We start from the raw sequence: 24,161 nt of genomic DNA, 5'->3' as shown, positions 1-24,161 counted from the left end.
AGCTAATTTTCTTAATCGTTGAAAATTACGAAAGCGATAACGTTATCTTACAACGAATACTTTATTAAATATTTGCTAACGAATAGTTCGAAACACTGTTTATTAAAACTATGTATGCATATAATTGAGAGGAAAATTCAATTTTAGTCAAAAACAAAAAAAGCGGGTTTTTCGCCCGCTTTTCCTTCTATTTTCGTTTTCGTTTACTCTACGGTGACCGACTTGGCCAGATTTCGTGGCTGGTCGACATTACAACCCCGCATGACGGCAATGTGATAGGACAGCAACTGCAACGGAATCGTCGTCAGTAGTGGCGACAGCGCATCGGCTGTATCCGGCACCTCGATCACGTAATCGGCGAGGTCGCGCACCTGCACATCTCCCTTAGTAACCACGGCAATGATACGTCCGCTTCGCGATTTGATCTCTTGGATGTTGCTGACTACTTTGTCGTAATGGCCTTGTTTCGGCGCAATGACGATAACCGGCATCTGGTCGTCGATCAATGCGATCGGACCGTGTTTCATTTCGGCGGCCGGGTAGCCTTCCGCATGGATATAGGAGATTTCCTTTAACTTAAGTGCTCCCTCAAGTGCAACCGGGAAATTATAGCCCCTGCCCAGATACAGGCAATTTGACGAGTTCTTAAAGACGCGGGCGATTTCCTGGGCAACTTCATTTGTCAAAAGGGCCTCAGCCACTTTCTCGGGGATAATGGTCAGTTCCTGCAAATAGCGGTGGAAGTCGGTGTGCGACAGCGTTCCTTTCGCCTTTGCCAGACGCAGGGCAATCAGTGTCAGGATGGTAATCTGTGTGGTGAACGCTTTGGTCGACGCGACTCCAATTTCAGGACCGGCGTGGGTATAAGCACCCGCGTGGGTTTCACGTGAAATCGACGAACCTACTACATTACATACCCCAAACACAAACGCACCGTTTTCTTTCGCCAACTTGATAGCCGCCAGCGTATCGGCGGTTTCCCCCGACTGTGAAATGGCGATGACGATATCGCGTTTGTTGATGATCGGATTGCGGTAGCGGAATTCAGAAGCGTATTCCACCTCTACCGGTATGCGGGTAAATTCCTCGAAAATATACTCGGCAACCAAACCGGCATGCCATGACGTGCCACAGGCCACGATCAGGATACGCTCGGCGTTGAGGAATTTCTCGAGATTGTCTTCGATGCCCGCCATTTTGATGATGCCCTCATCTGCTAACAACCGGCCGCGATAGGTGTCGCGGATTACATTAGGTTGTTCGTAGATTTCCTTCAACATGAAGTGGTCGTATCCGCCCTTTTCAATCTGCTCGAGGTTCATCTGGAGTTCCTGAACATACGGGTCGACCAGTGAGTCATCTTTAATGTTGCGGACGCTGAGCGGTTTGCCCATGGCGACCACGGCCATTTCCTCGTCTTCCAGGTAAACGGCATTCGAGGTATATTCGATAAACGGAGAGGCATCTGATGCGATGAAAAACTCATTATCACCGATACCGATCGCCAACGGACTTCCCAAACGGGCGACGACGAATTCGTCAGGGTTGGTTTTGTCGAACACGACGATGGCGTAGGCACCGACCACCTGGTTCAACGCGATCTGGACGGCTTTGCCCAGTTTTGCTTTTTCTTTTTTCTGGACTTCCTCAATCAGGTTGACGAGTACTTCCGTATCGGTATCAGAAGAAAAGGTATACCCTCTTTTGATCAGTTCTTTTTTGAGTGGCTCATAGTTCTCGATGATACCGTTGTGGATGATACACAGGTTCCCCGAGTTGGATACGTGCGGGTGCGAATTGACGTCGTTTGGAACGCCGTGGGTCGCCCAACGCGTGTGGCCCATGCCAATGGTGCCATTGGTCGTGATTTCTTTCGACCGTTCTTCGAGGTCGGTTACTTTGCCTTTGGTTTTGGATACTTTCAGTTGGGAGCCGTCATACAACATGACACCCGCACTGTCATACCCTCTGTACTCCAACCGCTTAAGGCCTTTTATTACCACTGGATAGGCCTCGCGGTGACCGATGTAACCTACAATTCCACACATATGTTTGTCTTATTTGGTTTTGGTATACCGAATTTCAAATTTAATGTTTTTTGCGTCGGCAGTATTACCCATTAAAACGGTGCCGAACGGGTGCATGACAGACCCTCTTGGCAATTGCAGTGTAGTGCTGTTATCTCTGCCTTTCAGGTTGTCAGCCGCCCCGATGCTCTCTGTAACCGTCAGGCCCAGCCGCACATCATCCTGTGTTCCTTTTACCAAGGCCCGCAAGTGGTTGGTGAGACGGATCGTGTAGGTTTCTACACCCATTTCGTCGGTAGAACGGAAACCTCCGAAGAGGTACTTGTCATACTTACGGTTGCTGCTCGTTGTAACGTCAAGCGTATAATCGGCAATCGGAACGTTCGCATCGGCATTGTAGAGGTACACGCGCAAAGGTTCGAGCAATGTTCGCAGACGGCTGCGGTCAACCGTAAACGTCAGGTTCGCTTCATTGATAAGCCATCCTTCATCGATCATCTTCTGTAACTCCGTCGGCACCTCGCCCTCGCCCGGACGTTCCCCAAACAAATCGATGTATACGATAGAGCCGTTTCCTCCTTTGAGATACAAGACCTCGTCGCCCTCGGTCTGGTTGACGTTGTCCATAGCCTGTTGGTACTCGGCCCCAAAAGTATTCTCCTGTAAGCTGACGGTATTCCCGCTCAGGTTCATCACAAAAGTCTTTTGTGTGCGGGTCGTAACTCCATCCGTAGTCTTATCCTCCGAATAGTAAACGGTTATGCTGCCCTTCTTGAAGTCGAGCAGGCCGTATGAGCTACCCGTCGGCGAAGTGGCTGTGGTCTTGAAATACAAGCCCCGCATATAATCACGGAAGGACGTATTGTTGGAGAGTTTGCCGTCCGGTGCTTCCAAGATCTTTTTCTTAAAATAGTTCTTATTGAGCATCAATCGCATGCCCGGCGCCACACGTGTGGTGTCGATTTGGGTAGGATCGTCCTCATTAGGCGCCGTCAGGTAAATTTCCCGGTCGCTGAACTTGAAGTTTTCATTCTCCTGCGTCCGCGTCGAATTGTTCAGTGCGGGCGCTCCCGGAGCCGTCGTCCCGTCGTCAAACGCCCCTTTGAGCAGCGGCGTAAAAAGGTTCGCATTCGACGTATAATACACTTGCGCCTGGCTGAAATCAGGTGGCGCAAGGGCGTTGATGAAATAATTGGATTCGAAGACCTCGAGCTTCATCTTCTGGCTTCCGTAAATAGAGTCGAGTTCGTATTCGCTGTTTCCATCAGAATCCGTCAGCAACTTGGTGCTGAAATACGGAATATAAAGCGCTACCGAATCTACCGCAGGATTGTCGCCAAATTCGGTCACAAGTGCGGCTGACGTCAGTTCCACCTGTGTTACGAAGTCGGCATGTGTCGTGCCGAAGGTACTTCCGTTGCGAAGAATTCCAAGTGGGTTGATCGCCAGGTTATTGGTTTGTACTTCCCGCACCGGTTGGTTGAAAGCACGGACAGTGGCAAGTTCTGCTTTCTGGATATTCAGGTCGTCATCGTCAATGTTAAGGCCCGAGTCAATCTCGGTATAATCTTTGTCGCACGAAACCAGCGACACGATAAAAAGCAGGAAAACGGCAGAAAAGCCGGCAGTCAGGAAATGCTTCATGGCAAAAAAAAATTACAGTACTTTGGTTTTGTAGAAGTCGGTGTAGGCTTCTGCAAACCGCTCTTTCGGCGCGAAAGGTAGAAAAGGTTTCCCTGATGCTTCTATATATTTTGTTAAACTTGGAGGCACGTCTTCGGAGGCAATAATCACTGCATCCGAGTGCTTAATCGTCGTTTTCAGGAGGTTCTCATAAGTCGGTTGGGCCAGGTCGGCGATGTCGCTTTCCGGGATGCCGTCGAACTTCACTTTTTCGATCATGTCGGTGCTCAGGCTTTCGTCGAACGACTTGCCATATACCGACGTAACGATCCGCGTTTCCGCAAAAAGCGCCTCATTCTTATAGAAATGTTTCATGTAAACCGGGAGCATGCCCGCCAGCCAGCCATGCACATGGATGATGTCGGGTACCCAGTTGAGTTTCTTCACCGTCTCGACTACGCCTTTGGCAAAGAAGATCGCCCGTTCGTCGTTGTCAGGATACAAAACACCTTCCTCATCCGCAAAAGTAGCCTTGCGTTTGAAGTATTCGTCGTTATCGATAAAATAGACCTGGATGCGTTCCTTCGGGATGGAGGCAACTTTGATAATCAGCGGCATGTCGAGATCATTGACCACGAGATTCATCCCGGAAAGGCGGATGACCTCATGCAACTGGTGCCGTCGTTCGTTGATGTTACCGTATCGCGGCATGAAGATCCGGATTTGACCACCCTGGTCGTTGATCATCTTCGGGACGTCGTACGACATCAGGGAGACCTCATTTTCTGCCAAGTAGGGCACCACCTCCGATGACACGAACAGTATCCTTTTGTCCTCCATATAAAATGTATCAGTACGTATTTACAGCACTTAAAACAGGCAAAAGTACAAATTTTTGTGGATTTATCGCGTAAGTCTTAAGTTTGCACCTCCTTTCACAACACGCTACCATGGTTGTTTTTGAGTCGACGGAGCACCTGCGGGGCCATCTCTCCTCCCTCCGTAAGCCGGAAACCACAACGGGTTTCGTGCCGACGATGGGGGCTTTACACGACGGTCACCTGTCGCTCGTTTCCCAATCATTATCCGAAAACGACCTCACCGTCGTAAGCATTTTCGTCAACCCCACGCAGTTCAACAACCCCGACGACCTGGCGAAATACCCCCGCACGTTAGAGGCCGATGTGGCTAAACTACAGCAACTTGATACACGGGTAATCGTTTTTGCACCGACCGTTCACGATATATATAAAGGAAAAACGGTATCGCATCATTTTGATTTTGACGGACTCGAGAACGAAATGGAAGGGCGGTTCCGTCCGGGCCATTTCGACGGCGTTGGCACCATCGTCAAGACACTGTTCGAAATCGTCGAACCGACCCGCGCCTACTTCGGTGAAAAAGATTTCCAACAACTCCAGATCGTGCGAAAAATGACCGAAAAGGAACGACTTCCGGTCGAGGTGGTCGGTATGCCGGTGTTTCGCGAACCGAACGGACTCGCGATGAGTTCCCGCAATGAGCGGCTGACGGAAGCGGAACGGAAGCGTTCGTCGTATATTTTCAGTGCCCTTACCGCTGCCAAAACCCTTTTCCGCACCAAAAGTGCGAATGCCGTAGCCGCCGAAATCGCAGCAGGCTTTCAGTCACAGGAAGGGATGGAACTCGAATACTTCGAAATTGCCGACGAGGCCACCCTTCGTCCGTGCAAACGCAAGAGCAAGAAAAAACGGTACCGTGCCTTCATCGCCGTATTCGTCGGCAAGGTGCGCCTGATCGACACCATTGCATTAAATTAATTACCTTTGCGCCATGCAAATCCAAGTCGTAAAATCGAAAATCCATCGCGTCACCGTTACGGGGGCTGACCTGAACTATATCGGCAGCATCACGATTGATGAGGCACTGATGGATGCGGCCAATATCATCGAAGGGGAAAAAGTATCGATCGTCAACATCAACAACGGCGAACGACTCGAAACCTACGTCATCAAAGGCAACCGGAACAGCGGCGAAATTACGCTGAACGGCCCGGCCGCCCGCAAAGTGCAGAAAGGCGATATCATCATCATCATTTCGTACGGCATACTCGAGTTCGAGGAAGCCAAATCGTTCCGCCCGTCACTCGTCTTCCCGAACGAAAAAGACAATTCCCTGACCTAGTCCTGTGTCGACCAAGCTGAAAACCATCGCGGGCGCCGTCATTCCTCTTCTTCTCGGATTGGCCTTCACCGTGTATTCCTACTGCTCGTTTTCACCGGCCGAACGCGATGTGATGAAGTCGTATTTCGTCACGGCCAACTATTATTACGTTGCGCTCTCGCTCGCGCTGGCCGTGTCCGGATATATATTACGGGCCCACCGGTGGCGGCATACGCTCGCCCAAATCGGTGTCAAACCCGAATTCCGACTCAATTTCCTGGCGGTCAGCATCGGGTATTTCGTCAACCTTACCATTCCGCGATCCGGCGAATTTTCACGGGCCCTCGTGCTGAAAAACTACCGGGGCGTTCCTTTCGACAAAGCTTTCGGGACAATTGTCGCAGAGCGGATTGTCGATTTCTTTCTGTTGCTGGCGTTCATCCTTGCGGCGGTGGTTTGGGAATATGACACGCTCCGTGATTTCCTGCTGCAACATATCCCCATCAAAAAACTGCTCATCCTGGCGGTGATTTGTCTCGTAGGGATGCTTATTTCGCTGTATCTCTATTTCAAATCGGAATGGAAACTCGTGCTGCTGCTGAAGGAAAAAGTCAATGGGCTCAAGGAAGGGGCCATCAGTGTTTTTCGCATTCCGCATAAAGGGATGTTCCTGTTGGAAACCCTCCTGATCTGGATTTCCTATGTACTTATGTTCTACACCACTACCCTGGCACTCGACGAAACCTCGGGCATCTCGTTTGGCTCGGTGTTGGTGGCATTTGTCATCGGAAGTTTGGTCATCGCCTTCACCAACGGCGGTTTTGGTTTCTTCCCTCCACTGGTCGCGAGTATCCTCTTTCTATATGCCGTTCCACGCGAAGCCGGCACCGCTTTCGGCTGGATTGTATGGACATCCCAGTTCGTTATAACGGTTTTCCTCGGTATTTTTGGCTTTTTGGCGTTAACCTTCACGCCTAAAACTAAAATTTAGCTATTTTAGACTCCCGTACAGCCTGAACCAGAGGTGTGCGGTTTCCCCTCATGAAAAAGAGTCTTATTCTGCTGCTTGCCTTTTTTTGTGTCGGTTCATACGCACAACGTAGTCGCGACACCCTTTTTTCGGAAAAGCTGAATGCAGATCGCACCTTCACCGTGTCGCTTCCGCTTTCGTACGGCAAAGACAAGAACCGGAAATATCCACTACTGCTGTTATTCGACGGCGAATACCTGCTTGACGCCTTTGACGGAGCCTTCGCATATGGCAACTACTGGGATGACCTTCCGGAAGTGATCATCGTGGGGGTAGACATGAAAGGTGAGCGTGAGGCAGACACGACCCTCGACCAGGAAGGACTACCGACGGAAACCGGCGCGCATTTCTTTGAGTTCATAGGGGCAGAATTGATTCCGGCCCTTGAGAAGAAATACCGTATTGCCCCGTTTCGCATCGTAGCGGGCCATGACCTGACCGCCGGCTTTATGAACCTGTGGCTATACAAAGAAGACCCCTTGTTTTCAGCCTATATTTCCTTAAGCCCCGAGTTCGGCGAACAGATGCGCGAACGGATTCCGACCATGCTGATGACTTTGAAAAAGCCGGTCTATTATTTTCTCTCCGCTGCCGATGGCGACCTGCCCAATGACCTGCAGAACATTCAGATTGTGGACACGAACATCAAGACCGTCAAGAACGACAACCTGCATTATCGTTATGAGGAATACCTCGGCGCCACGCACTATTCGATGGTATTACACGCCATCCCGGATGCGCTTTACCACATCTTCGGACCATATCAACCTATTTCCACCAAGGAATTCCAGGAGAAAATCGTGACGATGCCCGGCGGATATGTCGAATACCTGACGAAGAAATACGAAACCGTCCGCAAATCCTACGGAATGGACATGCCGATTCGTATCGGTGACTTCAAAGCCATCGAAGCGGCCATCCTGAAAAACAAAACCTACGACGATTTCGAAAAACTGGCGGCGCTTTCTAAAAAGGCCTATCCAAAGTCGATGCTTTCCCAATACCACATGGGCATGTACTATGAGAAAAAGGGCGACACCAAAAAAGCGGCGAAAGCCTACCAGAATGCCTATCTGTTAGACGAAATCGGCGACCTCACCAAAGATATGATGCTTGAAAAAGCAGAAGCCATGAAAAACGGCGAGATTAAGTAATGTCAAAAATACGAACGGCTTTTTTCTGCCAGAACTGCGGCACCCAATTCCCGAAGTGGCAAGGTCAGTGCACCGCCTGTAAACAATGGAACACCATTGTAGAGGAAGTCATCCAGAAAGAAGAGAAAACCAGTTGGAAACCGACCGCTACCGAAACCCGGAAGGCGGCAAAACCCCTTCGCGTAAAAGAAATAGATTCCGCCCAGGAATTCCGTCTGCCAACCGGCGATGGTGAACTCGACCGCGTACTCGGCGGGGGCCTGGTACCCGGATCGTTGACCCTGTTAGGGGGCGAACCCGGTATTGGCAAATCTACGTTACTGCTGCAGATCGCGCTGCTGCTTCCCTTCCGAACTCTTTATGTATCAGGCGAGGAAAGCCAGAAACAGATCAAGATGCGCGCTGACCGGATCACCCAGCGCGAAGACAATTGCTACATCCTGACCGAAACCAAGACGCAGCAGATCTTCCGACAGGTCGCGGAACTCGATCCTGAAATCCTGATCATCGACTCGATCCAGACGCTGCATACCGATTATATCGATTCGTCGCCCGGAAGCATTTCCCAAATTCGCGAGTGTACCGCCGAATTAATCAAATTCGCGAAAGAAAGCAACGTGCCTGTTATCCTGATTGGCCATATCACCAAAGACGGTACCATCGCCGGGCCGAAGATCCTCGAGCACATGGTCGACACCGTCCTGCAGTTTGAAGGCGACCGCAACCACGTCTACCGCATCCTGCGATCCCTTAAGAACCGCTTTGGTTCCACTGCGGAACTGGGGATTTACGAAATGCAGGGTTCCGGACTTCGGGAAGTATCCAACCCGTCCGAAATCCTGATTTCCCATCGGGAAGAGGAATTGTCGGGCACCGCCATTGCCACCACGTTGGAAGGCATGCGCCCGCTGATGATTGAAATCCAGGCCCTGGTGAGTTCAGCCGTATACGGAACACCGCAACGGAGCACCACCGGCTACAACGCCAAACGCCTCAACATGATACTGGCCGTTCTGGAAAAACGCGCCGGATTCCGCCTCGGCGCCAAAGACGTCTTCCTCAACGTCACCGGCGGCATCAGCGTGGATGATCCGGCGATTGACCTGGCCGTGGTGGCTGCGATACTTTCCTCAAACGAGGATATCGCGGTGGGGAAAGACTTCTGTTTTGCCGGGGAGGTCGGCCTTTCGGGCGAAATCAGGCCCGTAAACCGCGTCGACCAACGCATACAGGAAGCGGAAAAACTGGGCTTCTCGACCATTTTCATATCCAAATACAATAAAGTATCTTTGAAGGATACCCTGATTCGCGTGCACCTCGTGAGCAATATCGAGGAAGTAGCCAGCGTTCTCTTCGGTTAATACTTTATGGCGATACGGAAAAAGAAACTCTACCGCATCCTGGCGATCGTCGCCGGAATACTGGCCTTGTTGGTCATCCTGTTCTTTGTTTTCCGTGATTCACTCCTACAGGCAGCGATTGGACGGATTTCGGCCAAGCTCGACCGCGACTACAACAGTACCCTCACCATCCAACATGCCGAGTTCGACGGGTTAATGGGCATACGCCTTCAGGATGTGACCCTAACCCCGAAGGAAGCCGACACCCTGCTCCGCATCCGGAAAGTACGCACCCGTATCGGGTTTTGGCCGTTGCTGAAAGGCGACATCCAAATTGGGACGTTGGAAGTGTCGAACGGATTCGTGCAATTGGTTCGGAAAGATTCGATTACCAACTTCGATGCCTTCCTTCATCGCACAAAAGACGAAAAAGCGGAAGACGACAGCTCCGGTCGTGATTATGCGGAACTCGCCAACCGACTCATTTCGAAATTGCTGAACCTGGTGCCGACCGATATGAAAATCGAACGGCTCGCGTTCATTATCCATGACAATGGTAAAAATGCACGGGTCGACCTGCAACAACTCACCCTGGCAGATGAACAACTGGAAAGTGCCATCGCCGTGCAGACCAACACCTTCCGGCAACGCTGGCGCATTACGGGTTTCGCCGATCCGCGCGACAACCAGGCGGATATCCGGTTTTTCAACCGCGACACCGGCGCCATCCGAATGCCGTATCTCGACGAGCGTTATAACCTGAAAGCCCGCTTTGACTCGGTGCGGCTGAAAGTTGACAACATCGATATGGACGGAGGCGAACTTCACATCGACGGCTTTACCTCAGTGGCCAACCTCCATATCAACCATCCGAAAGTGGCTAGCAAAGACGTGGTGATCCGCAACGCCCGGTTCGATTACCGCTTCCTGCTAGGGGAAGATTTCGTGTCGGTTGACAGCGCCTCGACCGTGACGCTGAACAAAGTCAAATTCCACCCGTATCTCTCCTATTCTACTGAAAGCGATACCATCTACCAACTGAAGGTCGACATCCCGAAAATAAAAGCGCAGGACTTCATCACCTCACTGCCAACCGGCCTTTTCACCCATTTTGAAGGGATGGAAGCCGAGGGGTCGTTTAGCTACCGCCTCGATTTCAAATTCAACAAGAACAACCCGAAAGACCTGGTGTTCGACAGTTCGCTGAAAAAAGAAAACCTGCGCATCACCAAATACGGCGAAGCCAACCTGAACAAACTCAACGGCGATTTTGTGTACCATGCCATTGACCACGGACGGGTGCAACGCGGCGTCCTCGTCGGAACCGCCAACCCTGATTTCACGCCGCTCGACCAGATATCACCCTACCTGCGAAAATGCGTGCTGACGACAGAAGATCCGTCATTCTTCCATCACAAAGGCTTTATTGCCGAAGCGTTCCGGCAGTCGATCATCAAGAACATCCGGACGAGGAAGTTCTCACGCGGCGCCAGCACCATCAGCATGCAGTTGATCAAAAACGTGTTCCTGACGCGGGAGAAAACGCTGTCGCGGAAGTTGGAGGAAATCCTGCTGGTTTACATCATGGAAAACAACCGCATCGTCAGCAAAGAACGGATGCTGGAAGTATATTTCAACATCATCGAATGGGGGCCTGACATCTATGGTGTGGGCGAAGCGAGCCGCTTTTATTTTGACAAACATCCGTCGGCCCTGTCGTTGAACGAATGCCTCTTCCTGGCCAATATCATCCCGAGGCCCAAAGGCTTTATGTGGCAGTTCGGTGGCGATGGCAACCTGCGCAAGTCTGCCATACAGAAACAGGACTTCCTGACGAATCTGATGATGCGCCGCGGCTTGCTTACAGCCGATGATACGATTTACAAATCGCTGCCGGTGGTCATCTCCGGACGCGCCAAAAGTTTCATCCGCATCCACCAACCCGACTCGATTGCCGTCGACTCAACGGCAGTGGATGATGAATTTAATTTCTGACGTTCCAACCTTTGGCCCGGATTTCGGCTCCTAACCAAAAAACACTTGTATGAAGAAACTTCTTTTTATGTTGCTTTGCGGCAGTTCGCTTGCCGTGGCACAAAAGCCCGTCTTCACCTCCGCGAAGGTGCTGGCGGCCAACGTTTACAGTAACGCCGCCGAATTATCGCAGACGGCCACGGTGTCGCTCCCGAAAGGAACCAGTGAAATCGTCATCAAGAACGTCGCCGACCAGTTGCTGGAAAACACCATCCGGATTGGCGCGCCTTCGAGCGTGACCGTTCTCTCGTCGCAGTTTACCAACAATTATATCAAAGAATATGAATTGGATGAGAACAGCCGTGAAGTAAAGGCCGTCCGGGATAGCATCCAGCTATTGGAAAAGCAGGTGCAGCGGACCATTAACCTCAAGGATGCGGAAGCAAAAGCCATCGAACTCCTCGACGCCAACCAAAAAGTGACCAGTACAGCTTCGGGAACCGCTGTCGAACTGGCGAAACTGATGGCGTATTACCGCAGCGAACGACTCAAGGCCGCGAACGCCTTTGACGACCTCGATGAAAAACTCAAAGACCAGCAGAAACGCCTGGCCGAACTCAAAAACCGCCTGGAAATCGACAGCCAGAAAAGCGAAAAAATCTCACGTGGCAAACTCGTGCTGCAGGTCATGAACGAATCGGCCGGCAATGTACTATTTGAAATTGCCTACCTGACGCCATCTGCGGGTTGGCGGCCGTTTTACGACCTGCGGGTGAACTCGATTTCCGCACCGATTGAAGTGGCCTACAAGGGTCAGGTATGGCAAAGCACCGGCATCGACTGGAAACAAATCAACCTCAAACTCTCAAGTGGCAATCCGTCGCAGAGCAATACGGCTCCGATTTTGAATGCGTGGTTTTTGCAGTATTATATACCGATGTCATATGGGTATGCTGATCTAAGCGAGGTAGTGGTAACGGCTCCGGGTAGAAAAGAGAAAACAATGCAGAACGTTTTGTCGACAGCTACTCCTGGCGCAGCATCAACTTTACAAGATTATGACGGCGTCTCTGATTTCACCTCCATCACCGAAAACCAACTCAACGTCTCATTCGACATCGACATTCCATACGACGTGGCATCGAACGGAAAACCCCACAGCGTCAACCTGAAACAGTTGAAATTACCGGCCAACTATAAATTCTACGCCGCACCAAGGGCCGACGACGATGCCTTCCTGTTGGCACGCATTGGCGACTATTCGCAATACAACCTGTTGCCGGGCGAGGCGAACATCATCTTCGAAAATATGTATGTAGGCAAGACGATGCTGAACGCCAACCAAACATCCGACTCGCTGAACCTGAGCATGGGGCGTGACCGGAAGATTTCCGTCAAGCGGGAAAAACTAGAAGACAAATCGGGCACCAAGTTCCTTTCGTCGAAAAAAGAACAGACGTTTACGTATGAGATCACCGTCCGTAACAATAAAAAAGAAGCCGTTTCGCTGATGCTGAAAGACCAATACCCGCTGAGTACCGACAAAGAAATGGAGATCGAACTCAAACAAAGTGATGGCGCGAAGGTGAATACCGAAACCGGCATCCTCACGTGGGAATTGGAGCTGAAACCAAACGAAACCAAAAAAGTGCGTATAAGTTATAAAGTGCGCTCACCGAAAGACAAGGTCATTTCAAACCTGTAACGACTACACGCTCCTCTACAAAACCGCAGCACACGTTGCGGTTTTGTCTTTTATCGGCAAGCCATGTTCGTTTAGCGATAGTCTGTTTCGGAAAAAACCGTACCTTGTGTATTCAATCTACTTGCTATGAAACACTTATACCTCTTTCTCATCCTGATTGGCCTGCCACTTTCGGCACAGACGGTCAACATCCAGCTCTTTGCCCAGGGATTCAGCGGCATTACCGAAGTTGTCAACGCCGGCGATTCTCGCCTGTTCGTGGTCGAAAAAGTCGGTCGCATCAAGATCCTCAATCCCGATGGCACGACCAAAGCCACACCCTTCCTTCAACTGCCGTCGAACATGCTGGGCAGCAGTAACGAGCAGGGTTTGTTGGGACTGGCTTTCCATCCCAACTATGCCACAAACGGCTATTTCTACATCAACTATGTCAATTCGAGTGGTAATACGGTCATCGCGCGCTATTCTGTGAGCAGCAGCGATCCCGACCTGGCCGATACCGCTTCGGCCTCCATCCTTTTAACCATTGACCAACCCTTTTCCAACCACAACGGCGGCACGTTGAAATTCGGGCCCGACGGCTATCTCTACATCGGTATGGGTGACGGCGGCAGTGCCGGAGACCCTGGGAATCGGGCGCAGAACCTCGACCTTTTACTCGGTAAAATGCTGCGTATTGATGTCGACGGGGGAAGTCCGTACGCCATTCCGGCCGATAACCCCTACGTTGGTATCGACGGTGCCGATGAAATCTGGGCAGTCGGGCTCCGCAACCCCTGGAAATTCTCATTCGACAGCGAAACGGGCGACCTGTGGATCGGCGATGTTGGGCAGGATGTCATGGAAGAAATCAACAAAGCGCCCGCCACCGCAGCCGGACTCAACTATGGCTGGAAATGCTACGAAGGCACGTCGGTATATGCCGCGTGCAATACACCGGGCGTGACCTATACGGCCCCTTTCGCCGAATACAGCCAGGCGTCAACCGGCGGGTGTTCGGTTACCGGCGGCTATGTTTACCGCGGTACGGCCTATCCAAACTTCGTGGGGAAATACTTCTTCGCCGATTTTTGCCAGAACCGCATCAACTATATCGACGAATCAGGCGCGATCACGTACTCGGCCACTTTCAGCGGATCGAATTTCTACACGACTTTCGGGGTTGACGTCAACAATGAACTGTACGTCGCCGGAAATGCCGGTCGTATCTATAAAATCATTGATACGTCATTGGGAGTGGACGATCTTTCCGTCGCAACCGTCGCGTTGTATCCGAATCCGGGGCGACAATTCGTCTCGGTGAAGACGTCAGGACACACCTTGCCTGCTACCGTCAGTTTACACGACCTAACCGGAAAACAGCTTTCCTCACAGACAATGACTGAAGCTGAAACAACTTTAAACGTACAAGGGTTTTCGCGGGGCATGTATCTGTTGACCGTAGCCGACGACAACGGGCAGCGCACCACGAAACGGCTCGCTATTGACTAAGGCGCCGGATTCGGGAATCGCTTCTGCACCGCTTCGATTTCGCGAAGGACGGTCGCATCAAGGGTGATCGAAAGCGTTTTGATATTTTCTTCCAGTTGCGCAAGGCTGGTTGCACCCAGGATGGTACTTCCCACAAACGGTTGCTGGCGGATGAAGGCCAACGACAGTTCCGTTAAGGTGAGTCCGTGACCCGACGCGATTTCAGCATAGGCTTCCGTAGCCGCAATGGCTTCCGGCGAGTTGTAGCGTGCGAAATTCGGGAACAAAGTCAGTCGCGCCTCCGCCGGTTGTTGTCCGTTTCGGAACTTACCCGTAAGGCGACCAAAGGCAAGCGGTGAATACGCCAACAGCGGCACATTTTCCCGAAGGCTACACTCGGCGAGTCCGATTTCATAGGTGCGGTTCAACAACGAATACGAATTTTGCACACTTTGGATACGCGGCAATCCGTTTTGTTTGGCTTCCTCAAGGAACCGCATCACGCCCCATGGCGCTTCATTCGAAAGTCCGATAGCCCGTATCTTCCCTTCTTCGATGAGTTTCTGGACGGTTTGGAGAATCTCAAAGATGTTGTCTTCCCAGTCATCCTCCTGTGCTACAAACCCCAACTGCCCGAACATGTTCATTTTACGGGCCGGCCAGTGCAGTTGGTAAAGGTCGATGTAATCGGTTTGCAGGCGCGACAGGCTTTTTTCCACCGACAAACGAATCGTGTCGGGCGTATAGCGCATGTCTTCGCGGATGTAGGGGAGTCCGCGGTTCGGCCCGGCAATCTTACTCGCCAACACGATATCAGATCGGCGTCCTGACTTCTTTAGCCAGCTACCAATGATCCGCTCGGTATCACCGTACGTTGCTTCGCGCGCGGGAACCGGATACATTTCAGCCGTATCGATAAAGTTGATGCCGGCGTCAAGTGCCGCATCCAGTTGGGAATGCCCCTCCGCTTCGGAGTTCTGTTGCCCAAAGGTCATAGTGCCCAGGCACAAGTTGCTTATGCGGATGCCGGAAGAGCCGAGAAACGTAAAGTCCATAGAAAAAAGAAAGCCCAAAGGTAGGCATTCAACAGGAAGTGCGCGTGGTTAGGCGGCGGTTTCGAACGCGATGAAGTGCATCAATTCGCCTTTCGAATTGAACATCGGGAAGGCTTTGATGTGGCAATCATACGTACGGCCGTCTTTGTAATAGTTGATGACGGTCTCTTCGAACGGACGACGGTCAGAAATAGCCTGACGGATACGCGCCGATGTGTTCGCATCGGTTCCGGGGCCTTGGAAAATCTTAGGGCTCGCGCCGATGATTTCCTCAGGCAGATACCCGTTCATGCGGGTCATGTTGCGGGTCGCGTGTACGATACGTACCTGCGGATTGGTGACGACCATTACATGATCAGGCGTGATAAGCGATTCTACATTACGTTCAATCACCCAGCCGTGGCGTTCGCCGAAGGCCAGCACCGCATACACGTCATACATCGCGATACGACGCGCCTCTGCTTCATCGAGGCAGTCCCAAAACGAAAGCGGTGCCTTCATGGGTTTTTGCCGGGCAAACTGGGCGGCAATGGCTTTATCGTATTGCTCAAATTCGTTCATAACATAGTTTTGCATGGGGTAAATGTAATAGGATTTTGCTTAGTCAGTTCACGTTTTGGCCGTCTTTAACCTTTGCCGAACCTATCAGAACTCGAATTTTAGCTGCACGGCCATGGTTTTTTTCTCTTCCGTATTGAGGTTGGTAAGCGATAATCCCAGCAGTCGAACCGACTCTTTCATCTTCTCCTGGTAGAGCAATTCGCGGGCCGTTTCGAGCATCAGCGATTTGTCGGAAATATAATAAGGAAGCGTCTTGCTACGGGTTTGCAGCGTAAAATCACTGTACTTGATCTTCAGCGTGACCGTCTTCCCGGCAATACCATAGCGTTGGATGCGGCGTTCGAGTTCGGAGGCAATACCTTCCAGCCGATCCATCATAAACACCTCTGACGTTAGGTTTTCATTGAACGTGTGCTCGGTAGCTACGGATTTTGCCACCCGTTCCGATTTCACTTCACTGTGATGGATACCCCTCACGATATGGTAGTAATACGCCCCGGACTTACCGAAATGCTCCTCGAGAAAAGCCAGTGACTTCGCCTTTAAGTCGGCCCCGGTGAAGATGCCGAGGTGGTACATACGGTCGGTCGTTACTTTTCCAACACCATAGAACTTCCGGATAGGAAGCGCTTCCAGAAACGGAATCACCTCTTCCGGCATGACGGTTTTCTGTCCGTTTGGCTTGTTGTAATCCGATGCGACCTTTGCCACGAATTTGTTGATGGAAATACCCGCCGACGCGGTAAGTCCGGTTTCCTCGAATATGCGTTTCCGGATCTCGGTGGCGATCAGCGTTGCGCTGGGGTTTCCTTTTTTGTTTAACGTAACGTCAAGGTAAGCCTCATCGAGCGACAAGGGTTCTACCTTATCCGTAAACTCATGGAAAATGGCACGGATCTTCTTCGAAATCTCTTTGTACCGGTCGAAACGCGGTTTGACGAAGATGATATCCGGGCAATTCTTCTTAGCGAGATAGCCACTCATCGCGCTCCGGACGCCGAATTTACGCGCTTCGTAACTGGCCGCCGACACCACGCCGCGGAGTTCACTGCCGCCCACCGCGATCGGCTTGCCCCGCAACGCCGGGTTGTCAAGTTGTTCAACCGAGGCATAAAACGCATCCATATCCACGTGGATGATCTTGCGCAACCGTGGAGGTGCCGCCGAAAAAGAGTCGTCCGGATGTAGGTTTTCGTGGGAAAGCATGCCTCCGTAAAAATACAAATTGGCAAGGGGAAATTTCCGTATCTTTCCCTAAATCGAAACCCGATGCTTGAAATCGAACGCAAATTCCTGGTCGCATCCGATGCGTTTAAAACACAGGCCCGCACGCACCAACACATCGCCCAGGGCTACCTTTGCAGCCATCCCGAGCGAACCGTTCGGGTGCGTATCAAAGGCGAAGTGGGGTTCGTGACCATCAAAGGGAAAAGCAGCGAAAACGGCACGACACGCCTCGAATGGGAAACCGAACTCCCGCTGTTTGAGGCGAAACCATTGCTCGGCCTCTGTGAACCTGGCATCATCGACAAAACGCGTTACGAAGTCGAATGGGCCGGACACGTTTTTGAAGTGGATGAATTCCATGGCGAAAACGAAGGCCTGCTGCTGGCGGAAATCGAGTTGACGTCGGAAGATGAGGATTTCGAACGACCCGACTGGCTCGGTCTGGAAGTGACGGCCGACCCGCGCTATTACAATGCTTACCTCAGTAAACATCCCTATACCACCTGGAAAGATGCGTAGTTATGTATTTATGTTACTGGCCTTCATCATGGTGTCCTGTCATTCAGGCGATGTGCTGAACACCCTCGACACTGACTTCCCTGACAATCGTTGGAATGTGGAAACGCCCAAAACGTTTTCTTTCACCATCGAAAAAGAAGGACGGTACGATATTTTCGTCCGTTTTAGCCACGTGGCGGGTTTCCAGTTTCGGGAAGTGCCGCTCACGCTGAGCGTTTCGTCGCCGAACGCACCCATCGACCTGTACGAGCAGTCGCTGGAAGTGGTCGATGCCAACGGTACAGACAAAGGGGACTGCTCAGGTGATATCTGCGACCTCGAACAGGTGTTTGCGTCCCACATCAAACTGGCGCCGGGCACGTATACCGCTGCACTTACGCAACGGTTTCCGAATGCCTATCTGCCGAATATATTAGGTGTCGGACTGCGTGTAACTCCGTCAACCTCCCACTAAGATGCGCTACGTAGTCTTTCTTTTATTTTCCCTATCGGTATGCGCCCAGCGGATGGAAACGCTGACGTATTTCTCAAACGATACCCTTTCCCTCCAACTCGACCTGTTTCGTCCGGAGCAACCTATAAAACAACCGATGCCCTTGCTGTTGTATGTGCATGGCGGCGGCTTTTCAGGCGGCGACCGTACTTCGGGCCATACCCTCTGCCGTTTTCTGGCGTCGAAGGGCTATGCAGCGGCAACGCTTTCGTATACGCTCTACATGAAAAACAAAAAGTTCAGTTGCGACGGCGTGCTGACCGAGAAAATACGGGCGTTCCGCTATGCTGCCAGCGACCTTTGGCAGGCTACGGCGTTCTTCCTCCGCAACGCCAAAACGTATAACATCGACCCCAACAACATTTTCATCGCTGGTTCAAGCGCCGGAGGGGAAACGGTATTGCATGCAGCGTTCTGGGACCGGAAACGAATGGACCTTTACAAAAGCGACCTGCCCGACGGTTTTCGATACGCCGGACTCATTTCAGGGGCGGGTGCCATCATGGACCTGAACCTCATCCGGAAAGACAACCAGATTCCGATGTTGCTCTTCCACGGAAATGGCGACCGAACGGTGCCGTATGGTGCGGCCCCCCATCACTACTGTCCGACCGATGCCAGCGGGTGGCTGATGCTATTCGGTTCGGGAGCGGTGTATGACAAAATCGTGGCGCTTGGCGGTTCGGCGGCGTTGTATACGTATTGCGGCGGCGGACACGAATATAGTGGTACGCTATTCGAGCAAGACCTGCATCCGGTGTGGGATTTCCTGACGGATGTGTTGGCTGGAACCAAATTCCAGTCACACACGATTATCGCTACAGGGAAGAAAAACGAGTTATCGGCCGCGTATTCGTTTTGCGACTGACTTAGGCAAACTGGTATTCCCGGAATACCTCTCCAATCATATCCAGTGTGCGATACAATTCTTCCGGCGTTTCCTCGGTGACGAGTCGTTGGCGGTATTCCTTGAAGTTCGCCACTCCCTTGAAATAGTTGGTATAATGACGACGCATTTCTACAATCCCTACGCGTTCCCCTTTCCATTCCATTGACCAGGTCAGGTGGTTGCGGGCGGCTTCTACCCGATCGTCCATAGTAGGAAGCGGAAGGTGTTCGCCGGTTTGGAAGTAGTGTTTGATTTCATCGAAAATCCACGGATAACCGATGGCAGCGCGACCAATCATGATGCCATCGACGCCGTATTTGTTTTTGTATTCAAGCGCTTTTTCAGGCGAATCGATGTCGCCATTCCCAAACACCGGCATCGTGATCCGGGGGTTGTTTTTGATGCGGGCGATGTGCGACCAATCGGAATGCCCTTTATACATCTGGGCGCGGGTGCGGGCATGGATCGTCAGGGCTTGTACCCCGATATCTTGCAGCCGTTCTGCTACCTCATCGATGTTGATCGAGTCGTCGTCCCAACCCAGGCGGGTTTTCACCGTCACGGGAAGGCTTGTTGATCGGATGACGGCTTTGGTAAGGCGCACCATCAGGTCAATATCCTTCAACACGCCGGCACCGGCCCCTTTGCACACCACTTTCTTGACCGGACATCCAAAATTGATATCTACCAGGTCGGGCTGCACGGTCTCCACGATCTTCGCCGACATCGCCATGGCTTCTTCGTCTCCCCCGAAAATCTGGATCCCGACCGGACGTTCGTAATCGAAAATGTCGAGTTTCATGCGGCTTTTGATGGCATCGCGGATGAGTCCTTCGCTCGAAATAAACTCCGAATACATCAGGTCGGCCCCATGCTGTTTGCACAGCCGGCGAAACGGCGGATCGCTTACGTCTTCCATGGGGGCCAGCAAGAGCGGGAAATCGGGTAGCTGGATGTTGCCGATTTTGGGCATCACTTTTTTTTTTGCAAAAGTACACCGGATTAGTGGAATTCGCTACACCGTCAATTGGTTATGGAGCGATTCGGCAACCAGAGGTCCTTCTGTAGGCATTTATGGCATGACGGCAATAGTTTCAGACGGGATAGCGGCGCCGCGCCATCCAATGCCACAGGGCTTTCAGGAACGGTACTTTCGGGCAGCGCCAAATGATGGCGAGGTCTTGCGCAAGCGTCGTTTCCTCATCCAGAAAACGGAAGACCAACGAGGGGTCGCCTTTGCGGAAAAGCGCCGAAAACACGCTTCGTCCTTTTTCGTTTGACCGCCACAACACATCGAGCAGTAGCGCGTCGTAAAACAGAAAGCGACCGGCTTTGTGAAAACGACGAAAATCGGCGTCGTCCGACAAAAAGGCCACCAGTCGGTCCGATAGTTTATCGGTATTCCGGAAGGTATAACCGGTCGACGCCTTCGTCCACCCGCCTGCCGTTCCGATGTGGAGGATGTTTTGCGTATTGCGTTTCCAGAACGGAAAGGTCGTCATTGGGATGCTTCCTTGCTCTTCCTCCTGTATGTCGTAGGTGGTGATGCCCTTTTGGGATAAATAGTCGCGAATGGCATCTTCGTATTCCGTTTTCGGCAGCAAATCCTTCGAGAAAAGCGTGTATTCGACCAGGGCTTCGTGGGGCGAAAACGGGAGCACGTACATAAAGCGTGTATTCCCCTTTTGCGGGACAGAAAAATCCATCAATCCAGCCGTAGACGGGTCGAAGGCGGCGGCTGGCGTCTTCACAAACCACCCTACGAAATGTTGCTGCAACATCGGATAGCGTGGGTCATCGGGCGCGCTGTAAAGACTATTGAAAAGGCGATGCCCGACCACTTCCCGGGAACGGGTCATCACGCGAACATTGTTTCCTTCATCGGCAAACGACACGACTTCCTCCTGTAGCCAGTATACATTCGGGTGCCGGCGGATTTCCTCTTTTATCTTTTCATAAAACCGTCCGCTTCGAATCAGTCGGTAGCGATACGGATGCAGTGCGAACGTCCGCCCTGCCTTATCGTCTGCGAAGAAAGCCTGTTCCCATTCGTGGCCCACGACATCGTCCCAGACGTTCACCCGTTTGTCCCAAAAACACCAGGTACGGTCATTGGCCGACTTCCGATCGGGATCGATCATAAGGATGCGGTCGCCACCGAAGCGCCCGGAGCGCAGCATCTTGTAGGCCGTCATCAAAGCGGCGAGTCCAGATCCGGCAAAAATGTAATCGTAGCGCTCCACCCCGCTAAGATACGTCTTACAAGCGGAACGAGAAACCTAGGGCGATGTAGTAATCCGGTGCGTTCTCCGTGATTCCGAAACCCGACGAAATATCAAGCATGGTGTCGTTGTTCACCAAATAGGTAAACCCGCCGTCGAAACTGTGGGCGGCGCTGTCGTTCTCAGGCGCGAAGCCAAACAATTCGGCATAGGCACCCCATTTGTCGGTGAGGGAGAATCCGGTGGTAAGGGTATAGATGAAGGTCGCGTCCGGGGTGATGCCATCCCATTCCGCCCCGAGGTTGTAGCTGAGGGAAAGTTTGTCGGTCAGCGTGTGTTGCATCACAAAACGGAACTGCGAGGCGTAATAATCCGCGCGGTAATCGGAGGAAGCGGCGTCCGGCACCAGCAGGTGGCCAATGAGCGACGTTTTCGGCATCCATCCCGCCTCTTCACAAATCTTGACTTTCATACCCACCCGTATCGGTTCGAAACCGCTGGTCTTCGTGCCGTCAACTTCATCCACTACATAGGTTACGATCAGGCGCAGTTCAAAGGCCTCGTTGAGTCCGTATTTCAACAACGAAGAAGGCAAGGCCCAACTGCGGTTGCCGTCCTTCTCCATCGAAAAACCGTTTTCCATCTGGAACATCCCTTTCGGAACCAGGTAGGGCGTTTCGGTCTGGTCGGGACGGTCGGCTGCGAGGGGTGCGATATCCTGTGCCATCGCGATGGTCGGCAATAGGAAAAGTAGGTATAGGTAGCGCATAGCATTTGTTTTTAGACAAAACTAAAAATTTTATTTGTAAAAACTAAAAAGGACTGTACTTTTGGGTATCAATACCATAACCATGGCAAAATCACTGGGTGAAGTCAATGAATCGGTCGTAACGCAGGGCAAACGATCGACCTTTCGAAAAATCCTGGCGTTCTTCGGACCCGCCTACCTGATCAGCGTCGGCTATATGGACCCGGGCAACTGGGCGACCGATATTGCGGGCGGAAGCCAGTTTGGCTACCAACTTCTTTGGGTATTGCTGATGAGTAATCTCATGGCGCTGTTGTTGCAAAGCCTGAGTGCGCGGCTGGGCATCGTGACCCGGCGTGACCTGGCGCAGGCCTCGCGGGAAACCTATCCGCCTTTTGTGAACTACATCCTTTATTTCCTGGCTGAAATCGCGATTGCCGCCTGCGACCTGGCGGAGGTATTGGGAATGGCGATTGGTCTCAACCTGTTGTTTGGCATGCCCTTGCTCGAAGGAGTTTTGGTGACGGTGCTCGACACGTTCCTGCTGCTCTTTCTTATCAATAAAGGCATCCGCAAAATGGAAGCCTTCATCATTTCGCTGGTGGCCATCATTGGGTTGTCATTCGTCTTCGAGATGATTTTTGCCCACCCTGACGCCGCTGGCATCGTAGCCGGCTTGGTGCCGTCTATCCCGAATGAAACGGCGCTGTATATCGCTATTGGGATTATCGGGGCCACCGTCATGCCGCACAACCTCTACCTGCACTCGTCGCTGGTGCAGACCCGCAAGTTCGACCGCAGTCGTGAAGGGGTGAAACAGGCGCTGAAATACAACTTCATCGATTCGGCCATTGCGCTGAACCTCGCGTTTTTTGTGAACGCCGCCATCCTGATCCTCGCTGCTGCTACTTTTTTCAAAAGCGGTCTTTTCGATGTAGCGGAGATACAGGATGCCCATAAATTCCTGGAGCCTATACTCGGCAATAAATGGGCCCCGATTTTGTTTGCCGTGGCGTTGATCGCTGCCGGACAAAGCTCGACCATTACCGGTACGCTAGCCGGACAGATCGTGATGGAAGGCTACCTGAACCTACGCATCCAGCCCTGGGTACGACGGATTATCACGCGGTTGATCGCCATTGGGCCTGCCGTGATGGTGATTTACTTCTTTGGGGAAGAGATGACGGGGAAGATGCTCATCTTCAGCCAGGTGATTCTGTCGATGCAACTCGGTTTTGCCATTATCCCGCTCATACACTTCGTAAGCGACAAAACGAAAATGAAGGGCTTCCACATCAACCGGCTGACGCAGGTCGCCGCATGGATTATCGCATTGATCATCGTATCGCTCAACATCCGTCTTGTGTATGGCGAAGTGACCGGATGGCTGGCGGCATCTGAAAACCCGCTCGTGTTGTGGCTAACGGTGGTGCCGTTGTTGGTTGGGTTTTTCCTTTTGCTGGTCTATATCGTCATCAAACCGTTCGTCATCCGGCCGCGCGACCATATCTATAACCATTCCCCACACAACCTGCACCTGGAGTTCAAACGGAAGCCCGTCGCATCGCACCAGAATATTGCCGTGCTCGTCGATTTCTCGGATGCCGACCAGGTGGCCCTGAACCACGCGTTTGAATTGGGCGGAATGGAGGCCCACTACACCCTCATCCACGTGGTGGAAACGGTGGGTGCGATGATGTATGGCGACAACATCGAAGACCATGAAACGACGATGGACGAAGAACTGCTGCGGGAATACGAAGGCCTGCTGACCAACAAAGGATACGTCGTCACCACGCAACTGGGCTTCGGGAAACCGCACCGCACCATCCCGGCGATGGTAGAAACAGAGCACTACGACATCCTCGTGATGGGCACCCATGGCCACACCGGCCTGAAGGATATCCTGTTCGGCACGACGGTTGACAAGCTGCGTCACCGCATCCGGATTCCGTTGTTTATCGTCCATTCCTAACCTGTGC

21 protein-coding genes are annotated in these 24,161 nt (G+C 52.0%); 12 read left to right on the top strand and 9 right to left on the bottom strand.

Translation table 11 applies throughout. The annotated features are described in order from the left end of the window. Positions 1 to 203: 203 nt before the first annotated feature. The 3 genes from glmS to MKO97_RS03995 are packed head-to-tail and all read right to left on the bottom strand — an operon-like array spanning position 204 to position 4,490. The gene (glmS, locus tag MKO97_RS04005; protein WP_241104782.1) at positions 204 to 2,048 is read right to left on the bottom strand and encodes a glutamine--fructose-6-phosphate transaminase (isomerizing); all 1,845 of its coding nucleotides are present in this window, start codon (positions 2,046 to 2,048) and stop codon (positions 204 to 206) included. 9 nt (positions 2,049 to 2,057) lie between these two features. Then, positions 2,058 to 3,671, bottom strand: coding sequence for a DUF4270 domain-containing protein (locus MKO97_RS04000; RefSeq protein ID WP_241104781.1), 1,614 nt, complete (start codon positions 3,669 to 3,671; stop codon positions 2,058 to 2,060). A 12-nt stretch (positions 3,672 to 3,683) separates the two neighbouring features. Further along, positions 3,684 to 4,490 (bottom strand): glycogen/starch synthase, encoded by an 807-nt coding sequence (locus MKO97_RS03995; protein ID WP_241104780.1) that lies wholly within the window; start codon positions 4,488 to 4,490, stop codon positions 3,684 to 3,686. A gap of 110 nt (positions 4,491 to 4,600) precedes the next feature. Here MKO97_RS03995 and panC point away from each other — a divergent pair, with 110 nt between their 5' ends. The 8 genes from panC to MKO97_RS03955 all read left to right on the top strand — a co-directional run bounded on the left by panC (position 4,601) and on the right by MKO97_RS03955 (position 14,486). Beyond that, positions 4,601 to 5,449, top strand: coding sequence for a pantoate--beta-alanine ligase (gene panC / locus MKO97_RS03990; RefSeq protein WP_241104779.1), 849 nt, complete (start codon positions 4,601 to 4,603; stop codon positions 5,447 to 5,449). Between the two features lie 13 nt (positions 5,450 to 5,462). Then, a complete protein-coding gene (gene panD, locus MKO97_RS03985; RefSeq protein ID WP_241104778.1) occupies positions 5,463 to 5,813 on the top strand; it encodes an aspartate 1-decarboxylase in 351 nt (116 codons plus the stop codon). A gap of 4 nt (positions 5,814 to 5,817) precedes the next feature. After that, on the top strand, positions 5,818 to 6,783 hold the full coding sequence (locus MKO97_RS03980) for a lysylphosphatidylglycerol synthase transmembrane domain-containing protein (RefSeq protein ID WP_241104777.1): 966 nt from the start codon (positions 5,818 to 5,820) through the stop codon (positions 6,781 to 6,783). Between the two features lie 50 nt (positions 6,784 to 6,833). Then, the gene (locus tag MKO97_RS03975; RefSeq protein ID WP_241104776.1) at positions 6,834 to 7,976 is read left to right on the top strand and encodes an alpha/beta hydrolase; all 1,143 of its coding nucleotides are present in this window, start codon (positions 6,834 to 6,836) and stop codon (positions 7,974 to 7,976) included. After that, positions 7,976 to 9,337 carry a DNA repair protein RadA gene (gene radA / locus MKO97_RS03970; RefSeq protein WP_241104775.1) on the top strand — a complete coding sequence of 454 codons (1,362 nt, stop codon included), beginning with the start codon at positions 7,976 to 7,978 and terminating at the stop codon, positions 9,335 to 9,337. The genes MKO97_RS03975 and radA overlap by 1 nt, the downstream gene beginning before the upstream one ends. A gap of 6 nt (positions 9,338 to 9,343) precedes the next feature. Beyond that, positions 9,344 to 11,311: a transglycosylase domain-containing protein gene (locus MKO97_RS03965; RefSeq protein ID WP_241104774.1), complete on the top strand. Its 1,968-nt coding sequence runs from the start codon at positions 9,344 to 9,346 to the stop codon at positions 11,309 to 11,311. Between the two features lie 49 nt (positions 11,312 to 11,360). Next, positions 11,361 to 12,995, top strand: a complete 1,635-nt coding sequence (locus tag MKO97_RS03960; protein WP_241104773.1) for a DUF4139 domain-containing protein — start codon at positions 11,361 to 11,363, stop codon at positions 12,993 to 12,995. A 126-nt stretch (positions 12,996 to 13,121) separates the two neighbouring features. Continuing rightward, positions 13,122 to 14,486, top strand: coding sequence for a PQQ-dependent sugar dehydrogenase (locus MKO97_RS03955; RefSeq protein WP_241104772.1), 1,365 nt, complete (start codon positions 13,122 to 13,124; stop codon positions 14,484 to 14,486). Here the strand turns inward: MKO97_RS03955 and MKO97_RS03950 are convergent. The 3 genes from MKO97_RS03950 to dinB all read right to left on the bottom strand — a co-directional run bounded on the left by MKO97_RS03950 (position 14,483) and on the right by dinB (position 17,287). Next, positions 14,483 to 15,520, bottom strand: coding sequence for an NADP(H)-dependent aldo-keto reductase (locus MKO97_RS03950; RefSeq protein WP_241104771.1), 1,038 nt, complete (start codon positions 15,518 to 15,520; stop codon positions 14,483 to 14,485). The genes MKO97_RS03955 and MKO97_RS03950 overlap by 4 nt on opposite strands. A 48-nt stretch (positions 15,521 to 15,568) precedes the next feature. After that, the gene (locus MKO97_RS03945; RefSeq protein ID WP_241104770.1) at positions 15,569 to 16,081 is read right to left on the bottom strand and encodes a PAS domain-containing protein; all 513 of its coding nucleotides are present in this window, start codon (positions 16,079 to 16,081) and stop codon (positions 15,569 to 15,571) included. A gap of 84 nt (positions 16,082 to 16,165) precedes the next feature. Next, positions 16,166 to 17,287, bottom strand: a complete 1,122-nt coding sequence (gene dinB, locus MKO97_RS03940) for a DNA polymerase IV (RefSeq protein WP_241104769.1) — start codon at positions 17,285 to 17,287, stop codon at positions 16,166 to 16,168. 63 nt (positions 17,288 to 17,350) lie between these two features. Between dinB and MKO97_RS03935 the strand changes: the two genes are divergently transcribed. The 3 genes from MKO97_RS03935 to MKO97_RS03925 are packed head-to-tail and all read left to right on the top strand — an operon-like array spanning position 17,351 to position 19,188. Next, positions 17,351 to 17,827 carry a CYTH domain-containing protein gene (locus tag MKO97_RS03935; RefSeq protein WP_241104768.1) on the top strand — a complete coding sequence of 159 codons (477 nt, stop codon included), beginning with the start codon at positions 17,351 to 17,353 and terminating at the stop codon, positions 17,825 to 17,827. Next, a complete protein-coding gene (locus MKO97_RS03930) occupies positions 17,820 to 18,281 on the top strand; it encodes a gliding motility lipoprotein GldH (protein WP_241104767.1) in 462 nt (153 codons plus the stop codon). Before MKO97_RS03935 ends, MKO97_RS03930 begins: the two co-directional genes overlap by 8 nt. 1 nt (position 18,282) lies before the next feature. Next, positions 18,283 to 19,188: an alpha/beta hydrolase gene (locus MKO97_RS03925; protein ID WP_241104766.1), complete on the top strand. Its 906-nt coding sequence runs from the start codon at positions 18,283 to 18,285 to the stop codon at positions 19,186 to 19,188. A 1-nt stretch (position 19,189) separates the two neighbouring features. Here MKO97_RS03925 and dusB read toward each other — a convergent pair whose 3' ends face one another. The 3 genes from dusB to MKO97_RS03910 all read right to left on the bottom strand — a co-directional run bounded on the left by dusB (position 19,190) and on the right by MKO97_RS03910 (position 22,200). Next, on the bottom strand, positions 19,190 to 20,182 hold the full coding sequence (dusB, locus tag MKO97_RS03920) for a tRNA dihydrouridine synthase DusB (protein WP_241104765.1): 993 nt from the start codon (positions 20,180 to 20,182) through the stop codon (positions 19,190 to 19,192). A 121-nt stretch (positions 20,183 to 20,303) separates the two neighbouring features. After that, a complete protein-coding gene (locus tag MKO97_RS03915) occupies positions 20,304 to 21,452 on the bottom strand; it encodes a lycopene cyclase family protein (RefSeq protein ID WP_241104764.1) in 1,149 nt (382 codons plus the stop codon). A gap of 16 nt (positions 21,453 to 21,468) precedes the next feature. Continuing rightward, positions 21,469 to 22,200, bottom strand: coding sequence for a transporter (locus MKO97_RS03910; protein WP_241104763.1), 732 nt, complete (start codon positions 22,198 to 22,200; stop codon positions 21,469 to 21,471). A gap of 82 nt (positions 22,201 to 22,282) precedes the next feature. Between MKO97_RS03910 and MKO97_RS03905 the strand changes: the two genes are divergently transcribed. Next, the gene (locus MKO97_RS03905) at positions 22,283 to 24,154 is read left to right on the top strand and encodes an Nramp family divalent metal transporter (RefSeq protein WP_241104762.1); all 1,872 of its coding nucleotides are present in this window, start codon (positions 22,283 to 22,285) and stop codon (positions 24,152 to 24,154) included. Positions 24,155 to 24,161 lie beyond the last annotated feature (7 nt).

The sequence above is a fragment of the Flavobacterium sp. HJ-32-4 genome, assembly GCF_022532105.1.
In the GTDB taxonomy this organism is placed as follows: domain Bacteria; phylum Bacteroidota; class Bacteroidia; order Flavobacteriales; family Flavobacteriaceae; genus Flavobacterium.
This window is presented reverse-complemented; position numbering and strand designations above follow the sequence as displayed.

Excerpts from the sequence above, each read along its gene's own strand:
- glmS (WP_241104782.1), bottom strand. The coding sequence starts at position 2,048 with ATGTGTGGAATTGTAGGTTACATCGGTCACCGCGAGGCCTATCCAGTG.
- MKO97_RS04000 (WP_241104781.1), bottom strand. The coding sequence starts at position 3,671 with ATGAAGCATTTCCTGACTGCCGGCTTTTCTGCCGTTTTCCTGCTTTTT.
- MKO97_RS03995 (WP_241104780.1), bottom strand. The coding sequence starts at position 4,490 with ATGGAGGACAAAAGGATACTGTTCGTGTCATCGGAGGTGGTGCCCTAC.
- panC (WP_241104779.1), top strand. The coding sequence starts at position 4,601 with ATGGTTGTTTTTGAGTCGACGGAGCACCTGCGGGGCCATCTCTCCTCC.
- panD (WP_241104778.1), top strand. The coding sequence starts at position 5,463 with ATGCAAATCCAAGTCGTAAAATCGAAAATCCATCGCGTCACCGTTACG.
- MKO97_RS03975 (WP_241104776.1), top strand. The coding sequence starts at position 6,834 with ATGAAAAAGAGTCTTATTCTGCTGCTTGCCTTTTTTTGTGTCGGTTCA.
- radA (WP_241104775.1), top strand. The coding sequence starts at position 7,976 with ATGTCAAAAATACGAACGGCTTTTTTCTGCCAGAACTGCGGCACCCAA.
- MKO97_RS03965 (WP_241104774.1), top strand. The coding sequence starts at position 9,344 with ATGGCGATACGGAAAAAGAAACTCTACCGCATCCTGGCGATCGTCGCC.
- MKO97_RS03960 (WP_241104773.1), top strand. The coding sequence starts at position 11,361 with ATGAAGAAACTTCTTTTTATGTTGCTTTGCGGCAGTTCGCTTGCCGTG.
- MKO97_RS03955 (WP_241104772.1), top strand. The coding sequence starts at position 13,122 with ATGAAACACTTATACCTCTTTCTCATCCTGATTGGCCTGCCACTTTCG.
- MKO97_RS03950 (WP_241104771.1), bottom strand. The coding sequence starts at position 15,520 with ATGGACTTTACGTTTCTCGGCTCTTCCGGCATCCGCATAAGCAACTTG.
- MKO97_RS03945 (WP_241104770.1), bottom strand. The coding sequence starts at position 16,081 with ATGAACGAATTTGAGCAATACGATAAAGCCATTGCCGCCCAGTTTGCC.
- dinB (WP_241104769.1), bottom strand. The coding sequence starts at position 17,287 with ATGCTTTCCCACGAAAACCTACATCCGGACGACTCTTTTTCGGCGGCA.
- MKO97_RS03935 (WP_241104768.1), top strand. The coding sequence starts at position 17,351 with ATGCTTGAAATCGAACGCAAATTCCTGGTCGCATCCGATGCGTTTAAA.
- MKO97_RS03930 (WP_241104767.1), top strand. The coding sequence starts at position 17,820 with ATGCGTAGTTATGTATTTATGTTACTGGCCTTCATCATGGTGTCCTGT.
- MKO97_RS03925 (WP_241104766.1), top strand. The coding sequence starts at position 18,283 with ATGCGCTACGTAGTCTTTCTTTTATTTTCCCTATCGGTATGCGCCCAG.
- dusB (WP_241104765.1), bottom strand. The coding sequence starts at position 20,182 with ATGCCCAAAATCGGCAACATCCAGCTACCCGATTTCCCGCTCTTGCTG.
- MKO97_RS03910 (WP_241104763.1), bottom strand. The coding sequence starts at position 22,200 with ATGCGCTACCTATACCTACTTTTCCTATTGCCGACCATCGCGATGGCA.
- MKO97_RS03905 (WP_241104762.1), top strand. The coding sequence starts at position 22,283 with ATGGCAAAATCACTGGGTGAAGTCAATGAATCGGTCGTAACGCAGGGC.